A 9,338-nucleotide genomic window follows, 5' to 3' on the forward strand; every position below is an offset into this window, starting at 1 on the left:
CCACCCCCCAGGTCATCCGTTCGACAGGGGGACACAGTCATGCCGGGCCCGGAGGCCAGCGGCCCTCTTGCAGGACCGCGAAGAACATAACGGGGACGGGAGCGGCTCTCGGAACGCGTCTAGGGGCGGCGGGCCGAGGTCACCCGATACACGTCGTAGACGCCCTCGACCCCGCGCACGGCCTTCAGGACGTGGCCCAGGTGCTTCGGGTCGCCCATCTCGAAGGTGAAGCGCGAGGTGGCGACCCGGTCGCGGGAGGTCTGCACGGCCGCCGAGAGGATGTTGACGTGCTGGTCCGAGAGGACCCGGGTGACGTCGGAGAGGAGTCGGGAGCGGTCCAGGGCCTCCACCTGGATGGCGACCAGGAAGACCGAGGACTGGGTCGGGGCCCATTCGACCTCGAGGATCCGCTCCGGTTCCCTGGACAGCGATTCCACGTTGACGCAGTCGCTGCGGTGAACGGACACGCCGCTGCCGCGGGTGACGAACCCGATGATCGGATCGCCGGGCACGGGGGTGCAGCAGCGGGCCAGCTTCACCCAGACGTCCTCGACGCCCTTGACGACGACGCCGGGGTCGGCGCTGGAGCGGCGCTTGGAACGCCCCCGGGTGGGCGGGGCGGCCTCGTCGATCTCTTCGGTGGCGGCCTCTTCGCCGCCGAGCGCCTGGACCAGTTTCTGGACGATGGACTGCGCGGTGACGTGCCCCTCGCCGATCGCCGCGTACAACGACGAGATGTCGTTGTAGCGCATCTCGTGGGCGAGGGTGACGAGGGAGTCACCGGTCAGGATCCGCTGGATCGGCAGGTTCTGCTTGCGCATGGCCCGCGCGATGGCGTCCTTGCCCTGCTCGATGGCCTCGTCCCGGCGTTCCTTGGAGAACCAGGCACGGATCTTGTTCCGGGCGCGCGGGGACTTGACGAATCCCAGCCAGTCCCGGGAGGGCCCGGCGCCGGCCGCCTTGGAAGTGAAGACCTCGACCAGGTCGCCGTTGTCGAGGGTCGATTCGAGCGGCACCAGCCGTCCGTTGACCCGTGCTCCTATCGTGCGGTGACCGACCTCGGTGTGGACCGCGTACGAGAAGTCGACCGGGGTGGCACCGGCGGGCAGGGCGATGACGTCGCCCTTGGGCGTGAAGACGAAGACCTCGTTGCGGGAGAGGTCGAAGCGCAGCGACTCCAGGAACTCCCCGGGGTCCTCGGTCTCCTTCTGCCAGTCGAGGAGCTGCCGCAGCCACGCCATGTCGTTGAGGTGGTCGTCCTTGCCCGCCTTCTTCGGCACGTCCGCGCGGACCTTGGAGGCACCGGCAACGGCCTCCTGCTTGTACTTCCAGTGCGCGGCGATGCCGTACTCGGCACGCCGGTGCATGTCGAAGGTCCGGATCTGGAGCTCGACGGGCTTTCCGTTGGGTCCGATGACCGTCGTGTGCAACGACTGGTACATGTTGAACTTGGGCATCGCGATGTAGTCCTTGAACCGGCCGGGGACCGGGTTCCATCGCGCGTGGACGGTGCCGAGGGCGGCATAGCAGTCCCGCACCGTGTCCACGAGGACGCGGATGCCGACCAGGTCGTAGATCTCCGCGAAGTCACGGCCGCGGACGATCATCTTCTGGTAGACGCTGTAGTAGTGCTTCGGCCGCCCTGTGACCGTGGCCTTGATCCGAGCGGCACGCAGGTCGGCCTGGACCTCGTCGGTCACTATGGCGAGGTACTCGTCGCGTTTGGGAGCACGCTCGGCGACGAGTCGGACGATCTCGTCGTACATCTTGGGGTAGAGGATCGCGAAGGCGAGGTCCTCCAGCTCCCACTTGATGGTGTTCATGCCCAGCCGGTGGGCCAGCGGCGCATAGATCTCAAGGGTCTCGCGGGCCTTCTTCTCCTGCTTCTCCCGCTTGAGGTAGCGCATGGTGCGCATGTTGTGCAGGCGGTCGGCGAGCTTGATGACCAGGACGCGCGGGTCCTTGGCCATGGCGACGACCATCTTGCGGACGGTCTCGGCCTGGGCCGCTTCGCCGAATTTGACCTTGTCGAGCTTGGTGACCCCGTCGACGAGCAGGGCGACCTGGTCACCGAAGTCGCGGCGCAGGGTGTCGAGGCCGTACTCGGTGTCCTCCACGGTGTCGTGGAGCAGCCCGGCCATCAGCGTGGCCGGGTCCATGCCGAGCTCGGCGAGGATGGTGGTGACGGCGAGCGGGTGCGTGATGTACGGGTCCCCGCTCTTGCGCTTCTGCCCCCGGTGCCAGCGCTCGGCGACCTGGTAGGCCCGCTCGACCTGGCGGAGCGTCGACGTCTCGATCTTGGGATCGTTGGAGCGGACGATCCGCAGCAGGGGTTCGAGGACCGGGTTGTACGGGGAGGAGCGCTGCACGCCGAGCCGGGCGAGGCGGGCGCGGACCCGGTTGGACGAGCCGCCCGGGCGGGCGGGGGCGGGCCGCTCGGGAGAGGACGGTGCGGGGGCGGGCGCAGCGGGGGGCGTGGGCCTGGTCTCCGCTGGCTTGTTCTGGGACGTGCCGGACCCCGGCGCGGCCTTTTCGGCCTTCGGGTCGGGCTGCGCGGCGGAGAGTGACTGGGCCTCGTCTGGCAAGAGCGCTCCTCGTGCGGTTCCGGATCCCCCGGTCAGGCCCGGAAAGGCCATGGTATCGAGCCAAGACTGTCGGTGCTCACGCGCCCGGGTTTCGGACTCCTTCCGGGCGGGCAACCGGGATGTCCGGAAGAACGCGAGGGGCGCTCCGGGGATTCCCCGGAGCGCCCCTATCGGGGTGGATCCCGATGTCAGACCGTGATCAGCGCCTGGAGCGGCGCACCGTTGAGGTTCGGCTCCAGCCGGGCGCGACCCGGGAGGAAGCCGAGCTCCATGAGCACCGCGACGCCTGCGACCTCGGCGCCCGCACGACGGATCAGCTCGATGGATGCCTCTGCGGTGCCTCCGGTGGCGAGGACGTCGTCGATGACCATGACCCGGTCACCGGGGGCCAGGTCCTCGGCGTGCACCTCGATCTCGGCGGTGCCGTACTCCAGCTCGTAGGCCTGTCGGAGGGTGGCCCCGGGGAGCTTGCCGGCCTTGCGGACCGGGACGAAGCCCAGGCCCGCCCGGACGGCGACCGGGGCGGCCAGGATGAAGCCACGTGCCTCCAGGCCGACGATCTTGGTCGCGCCGTGCGTGGAGCACAGTGCGGCCAGGGCGTCGGTGAGGGCGGTGAACGCCGCCGGGTCCGCGAGCAGCGGCGTGATGTCCTTGAACAGCACGCCCGGCTTCGGATAGTCGGGAACGTCACGGATGCGGCTGAGCAGGAGCTCGGTGACGTCCTGGGCCCCGGCCGTCATCCTCGGTGCTCCTGGCTGCCGCGGCGGCTCGGCCGGGGTCCGACGACGGCGGCCTCGGGAGCGGAACCGTCCGCCTCGTCGATCTGCTCCCCCTTGGCCGCGGCGCTGGCGCGCTTGGCCAGGATGCGCTTCCTGAGGGCCTTGATCGAGGGGTCGCGCTCCTTGAGGTCGGCGACCAGCGGGGTGGCGATGAAGATCGAGGAGTACGCGCCGGCGGCGAGGCCCACGAACAGCGACAGCGAGATGTCGTTGAGCATGCCTGCGCCGAGGAAGCCACCGCCGATGAAGAGCAGGCCGGCGACCGGCAGCAGCGCGACGACCGTGGTGTTGATCGAACGGACCAGGGTGCCGTTGATCGAGCGGTTGGCGAGCTCGCTGTAGGTGAAGCGGGTCTGCTTCGTGATGTCCTTCGTCTGCTCCTTGAGGGAGTCGAAGACGACGACGGTGTCGTACAGCGAGTAACCGAGGATGGTCAACAGACCGATGACCGTGCCGACGGTGACCTCGAAGCCGACCAGGGAGTAGATGCCGACCGTGATCGTGAGGTCGTGGATGAGGGCGACGAGTGCCGCCACGGCCATCCGCCACTCGAAGGCGATGGCGAGGTAGATCACCACCAGGATCATGAAGACCCCGAGGCCGGTCCAGGCCTTGTTGGCGATCTGCTCACCCCAGCTGGGGCCGACGAGCTCCGCCGCGATCTTGTCCTCGGCGAGGTTGAAGTCCTTGGCGAGCTCCGCGCGGACCTGGTCGGACTGCGCGGTGTCCAGGCCACCGACCTGGATGCGCAGGGAGCCGTTGCCGAGCTGCTGGACGATCGCGTCGTGGCCGGAGGCCTCTTCGGCGTACTCCTGGGCCTGGCTGACGGAGACGTCCGTCTTCGGGGTGGTGAAGACGGCACCGCCCTGGAATTCGATGCCCATGTTGAGGCCGCGGACGGCCAGGGCGACGATGGCGGTGATGGTGATCAGGATGGACAGGCCGTACCAGATCTTGCGGTTGCCGATGAAGTCGTAGCCGACCTCACCGCGGTGGAGCCGGGCGCCGAGATCTCCGAGCTTCGACATCTCACGCCTCCTTCGGGTCGACGGGGGTGGCGACGGGGGTGGCGCGGCGGGTACGGCGCAGCGGCGGCTTGGCACCGAGGCGCTTCGGGTCCAGGCCGGACCAGGCGTGGCCGTTGCCGAAGAACGAGGTACGGGCGAGCAGCGTCATGACCGGCTTGGTGAAGAAGAACACCACGACGATGTCGAGCAGGGTGGTCAGGCCGAGCGTGAACGCGAAGCCCTGGACCTTGCCGACGGTGACGATGAAGAGGACCGCCGCGGCCAGGAACGACACGAAGTCGGAGACCAGGATGGTGCGGCGGGCCCGCGGCCAGGCGCGCTCGACGGCCGGGCGCAGGCTACGGCCCTCGCGGAGCTCGTCACGGATCCGCTCGAAGTAGACGATGAAGGAGTCGGCGGTGATGCCGATGGCGACGATGGCGCCGCAGACGGCCGGCAGGTTCAGCGCGAAGCCGATGGCCGGGCCGAGCAGGGCCATGAGCACGTAGGTGAGGAGCGCGGAGACGCCGAGGCTCAGGATGGCGATCAGCGAGAGGCCGCGGTAGTAGACGACCAGGTAGAGGATGACCAGTCCGAGACCGATCGCGCCGGCGATGAGACCGGCCTCCAGCTGGTCCCCACCGAGCGCTGCGGTGACGGTGTCGACGCTCTGGGTCTGGAAGGTGAGCGGCAGGGCGCCGTAGGACAGGATGTTGCCGAGGTCCTGGGCGGACTGCTGGTTGAAGTTGCCGGAGATCTCGGCGCTGGCGCTGAGCGTCTGGCGCACCGAGGGGGCGGAGACGACCTCGCCGTCGAGGACGATCGCGAAGCGGTTCTGCGGGTCGGCCTGCTGCGACAGCTTGCTGGTGATCGACTGGAACTTCTTCGAACCGCCGTCGGTGAAGTCCATCGTGACGATCCACATGCCGCGCTGCTGGTCGAAGACGCCCTTGGCGTCGTCGACGTCCTTGCCGTCGACCTCGGCCGGGCCGAGCAGGTACTTCGACCACGCGCCCGGGGCGTCCTCGCCACAGGCCACGATGGGCTCGGTCGACTTGACTCCCTGGCCGGCGGCGGCGCGCTGCTTGGGGTCGAGGCAGTTCAGGGCGGTGAACTTCTGCTCCAGCGCCGTGGTGGCGGCGTCGGGCGTCGGGGTCGCCTGCGGGGTTCCGGTGGCCTCCGGCTCCCCGGAGGTCGAGGCGCTCGCGGTGGGCGTGGGGCTCGGGGCCTTGAGGGCCTCGGTGAGGGCGCGGCCCTGCGTGGAGGCGGTGGCCGTCGGTGTGGCGGACCCCTCACCGGCGGTGGCGCCGGAGGCGGAGGCGGACGGCGTCGGCGTCGGCGTCGGCGCGCCGGAGGTCTCGGCGCTCGGCGCGGTCTGCGGCATGGCGGCGAGGACGGGCCGGAAGTAGAGCTGGGCGGTGGTGCCGACCTGCTCGCGGGCCTGCTTCTCGTTCGTCCCGCGGGGGATGTTGACGATGATGTTCTCGTCACCCTGCGTCTGGACCTCGGCCTCGGAGACACCCAGACCGTTGACGCGGCGCTCGATGATGCCGACCGCCGTGTTCATGTTGGTCTCGTTGACCGCCGACTCCTGGCCGGGCTCGGCCTTCGCCTTGAGCGTGATCGACGTGCCTCCGGCAAGGTCGATGCCCAGGCGCGGGGTGGTGTGCCCCGACCAGAACATCCCGCCGGTGAGCGCGACCATGGCGATCAGGATGAGTGCCAGGGCGCGGCCCGGACGGCTCTGTCCCCCCGCCGGCCTTCGGCCCTTCTTCGGTGCTGCCACCTGTCGTATCTCCCTGTCCAACCGTCTTCCGCCGGGTATGCGTGAGACGGCCACGAAGTGTGTGTGGGGACCTGCCCCCGCAGACGTGAAACCGTTCCGGGGACCGCGTGCGCCCGTGGGGGTGCGCGCGGTCCCCGGCCGCGAACTACTTCGCGTCGGCCTCGCCGTCGGCCTTGCCGTCCTTCTGCCCCTCGGCGCCGGCCTCGGCCGCGTCCGACTTCTTCGTCAGGTCGGCCTTCGGGGCCTCCTCGACGGTCTCCGCGTCCTTGTCCGTGGTCTCGACGGCCTCGGTCAGCGAAGAGGCGTCGTCGGGGACGACGGTGTCGGTCTCCGAGTCGTCGTCGCCGTGGACGATCCGGTTGTACTCGGAGTCCTCGAGGACCGCGCCGATCGCGTTCTTGGCGTAGACCGCGTGCACGCCGGGCGCGACCTCGAGGAGAACGGTCTCGTCGCCGATCTCCTTGACGGTGGCGTACATCCCCCCGATCGTCCGTACGCCGGTGCCGGGCTGCATCTCGTCGCGCATCTGCGCCGCCTGCTGCTGCTTCTTCTTGGCAGAGCGGGTCATCAGGAACATGGCCCCGATGAGGACGATGAAGGGGAGGAGGGTCACGATGCTCACGGGACGGGTTTCCTTCGCACGGTCGCGGAGAACCCGCGGCCTGATCTTCGGGGGTGGGCGCGCCGACCGGAACGGGCGGCATCGGCGGAGTCTAGGCGAGTCCGCATCGTTGGAACAACGTCCAGCATCGCACCGTGGTTCCGGTCCGGGCGAGTGTCCGCACCGTCACGACCCGAAGAGCCCCTGTTGTCCGCTTCCTGGCACCGCAGGGCCCGCTGCCTGCGGTGGAACGAGTCCGAGGTGCGTCCATGCCGCCGGAGTGGCGACCCGGCCACGGGGCGTACGGGCCAGTAGCCCCTCGCGCACGAGGAAGGGCTCGGCGACCTCCTCGACGGTCTCGCGCTCCTCCCCCACGGCGACCGCAAGGGTGGACAGGCCGACGGGCCCGCCGCCGAAGAGCTTCAGCAGGGCTTCCAGAACGGCACGGTCCAGACGGTCGAGCCCGCGGCCGTCCACCTCGTAGACGCTGAGGGCCGCCTCGGAGATCTGGCGGGTGATCACACCGTCCGCCTTGACCTGGGCGTAGTCGCGGACGCGGCGCAGCAGGCGGTTGGCGATGCGGGGGGTGCCGCGGGAGCGGCCGGCGATCTCGGCGGCACCGTCGGGGTCGATCTCGACGTCGAGGAGTCCGGCGGAGCGGTGGATGACGCGCTGGAGCTCGGCCGGGTCGTAGAACTCCATGTGGGCGGTGAAGCCGAAGCGGTCGCGGAGCGGGGGCGGTAGCAATCCGGCCCGGGTGGTGGCGCCGACCAGGGTGAAGGGGGGGAGTTCCAGCGGGATGGCGGTGGCGCCGGGGCCCTTGCCGACGATGACGTCGACGCGGAAGTCCTCCATGGCCATGTAGAGCATCTCCTCGGCGGGCCGGGACATGCGGTGGATCTCGTCCAGGAAGAGGATCTCGCCCTCCTGGAGGGAGGAGAGGATCGCGGCGAGATCGCCGGCGTGCTGGATGGCGGGTCCGGAGGTGATGCGGATCGGAGCGTTCATCTCGGCCGCGATGATCATCGAGAGGGTGGTCTTGCCGAGGCCGGGTGCACCGGAGAGCAGAACGTGGTCGGCGGTCGCACCGCGCTGGCGGGCGGCCTTGAGGACGAGGTCGAGCTGCTGGCGGACCTTCTCCTGACCGACGAACTCGCTGAGGTCCTTGGGCCGCAGGGCCGCCTCGACGGCCTGGTCGTCCCCCTCGGCAGCGGCTCCGACGATGCGCTCGTCGGCGGCCGGTGCCGTCTCGTCGTCCCAGTTCACGGTGATTGCCTCTTCGTCGGTACGGATCGTCAGCGGGCGCGGTTGAGGGTTTGGAGGGCGGCTCGGAGCAAGTGCGGTACGGGCACGGAGCCGGTCTCGGCCAGGGTTTCTTCGGCCTGCGGGGTGACGGCGGTGATGGCGTCCTCGGCCTCACGGGAGGCGTAACCGAGGCCGATGAGTGCTGCGGAGAGCTGCTCGGTCCAGGGGGCGGGGCCGGTGGCCGCGGCGCGCTGGGCGCCGACCAGGCCGCTGCTGCCCAGCGGGGCTCCGAGCTTGTCCTTCAGTTCGAGGAGGAGTTTCTGGGCGCCCTTCTTGCCGATGCCGGGCACGGCGGTGAGGGCCTTCTCGTCACCGGTGGAGACGGCGAGGCGCAAGGCGTCGGGGCGGTGCACCCCGAGCATGGCCTGGGCGAGGCGGGGGCCGACACCGCTGGCGGTCTGGAGCAGTTCGAAGACCTGCCGCTCGTCGTCGTCGGCGAAGCCGTAGAGGGTGAGGGAGTCCTCCCGCACGACGAGCGAGGTGGCGAGGCGGGCGTGCTCGCCGAGGCGGAGCCCCGCGATGGTGTTCGGGGTGCACTGGACGGCCATGCCGACCCCCCCGACCTCGACGACGGCGGTCGTCGGGGCGAGGGCGGCGACCGGGCCGCTCACGAAGGCGATCATCGGATACGGCCTTTCACTGCGGAGGCGTGCGGGGCGCCCGCCCCGTCGAGACGGTTGTGGGCGGCGACGGCCTGCTGGAGGCGGTTCTGGGCGGGGGCCCGCCAAATGTGGCAGATGGCGAGGGCGAGGGCGTCGGCGGCGTCGGCCGGCTTGGGCGGGGCGGAGAGCCGGAGGACTCGGGTCACCATCGCTCCGACCTGGGCCTTGTCGGCCCGGCCGCTGCCGGTGACGGCGGCCTTGACCTCGCTGGGAGTGTGGAGGGCGACCGGGATGCCGCGTCGGGCGGCGCAGAGCATGGCGACCGCGCTGGCCTGGGCCGTGCCCATCACGGTGCGCACGTTGTGCTGGCTGAACACGCGCTCCACTGCGACGAGTTCGGGCGAGTAGCGGTCGAGCCACTCCTCGATGCCGCGCTCGATGCCGACGAGGCGGACGCCGATCTCGTCGTCCGAGGCGGTGCGGACGACTCCGACTCCGAGCATGCTCAGGGGCCGGCCGGCGACTCCTTCGACGACGCCGATGCCGCATCGGGTAAGGCCCGGGTCCACCCCCAGAACGCGCACGTCACCCTTCCCTTCGATCAGGTATTCGTGCAGGTTATCGGCTGCCACTGACAACGCAGCGGGCCGACGGGGCGTGTCCCCCGTCGGCC

8 protein-coding genes are annotated in these 9,338 nt (G+C 70.1%); all 8 read right to left on the bottom strand.

Translation table 11 applies throughout. From position 1 onward, the window contains the following. Window positions 1-119: 119 nt before the first annotated feature. Window positions 120-2,585, bottom strand: coding sequence for a RelA/SpoT family protein (locus tag ACFW2Y_RS32310; protein ID WP_384886191.1), 2,466 nt, complete (start codon window positions 2,583-2,585; stop codon window positions 120-122). A 188-nt stretch (window positions 2,586-2,773) separates the two neighbouring features. Further along, entirely contained in the window at window positions 2,774-3,325 is a 552-nt protein-coding gene (locus tag ACFW2Y_RS32315; RefSeq protein WP_384886193.1) for an adenine phosphoribosyltransferase, read from the bottom strand. Then, the gene (gene secF / locus ACFW2Y_RS32320; RefSeq protein ID WP_384886196.1) at window positions 3,322-4,392 is read right to left on the bottom strand and encodes a protein translocase subunit SecF; all 1,071 of its coding nucleotides are present in this window, start codon (window positions 4,390-4,392) and stop codon (window positions 3,322-3,324) included. Before secF ends, ACFW2Y_RS32315 begins: the two co-directional genes overlap by 4 nt. Window position 4,393: 1 nt before the next feature. Further along, window positions 4,394-6,157, bottom strand: a complete 1,764-nt coding sequence (gene secD, locus ACFW2Y_RS32325; RefSeq protein WP_384886199.1) for a protein translocase subunit SecD — start codon at window positions 6,155-6,157, stop codon at window positions 4,394-4,396. A gap of 145 nt (window positions 6,158-6,302) precedes the next feature. Then, window positions 6,303-6,779: a preprotein translocase subunit YajC gene (gene yajC, locus ACFW2Y_RS32330; protein WP_384886202.1), complete on the bottom strand. Its 477-nt coding sequence runs from the start codon at window positions 6,777-6,779 to the stop codon at window positions 6,303-6,305. 165 nt (window positions 6,780-6,944) lie between these two features. Then, window positions 6,945-8,024: a Holliday junction branch migration DNA helicase RuvB gene (gene ruvB / locus ACFW2Y_RS32335; protein ID WP_384886205.1), complete on the bottom strand. Its 1,080-nt coding sequence runs from the start codon at window positions 8,022-8,024 to the stop codon at window positions 6,945-6,947. Window positions 8,025-8,053: 29 nt separating this feature from the next. Beyond that, entirely contained in the window at window positions 8,054-8,686 is a 633-nt protein-coding gene (gene ruvA / locus ACFW2Y_RS32340) for a Holliday junction branch migration protein RuvA (RefSeq protein ID WP_384886208.1), read from the bottom strand. Further along, window positions 8,683-9,249, bottom strand: coding sequence for a crossover junction endodeoxyribonuclease RuvC (gene ruvC, locus ACFW2Y_RS32345; protein ID WP_384886211.1), 567 nt, complete (start codon window positions 9,247-9,249; stop codon window positions 8,683-8,685). Before ruvC ends, ruvA begins: the two co-directional genes overlap by 4 nt. Between the last annotated feature and the right edge of the window lie 89 nt (window positions 9,250-9,338).

Origin of the sequence: Streptomyces sp. NPDC058877, assembly GCF_042742855.1 — a bacterium.
Lineage (GTDB): Bacteria > Actinomycetota > Actinomycetes > Streptomycetales > Streptomycetaceae > Streptomyces.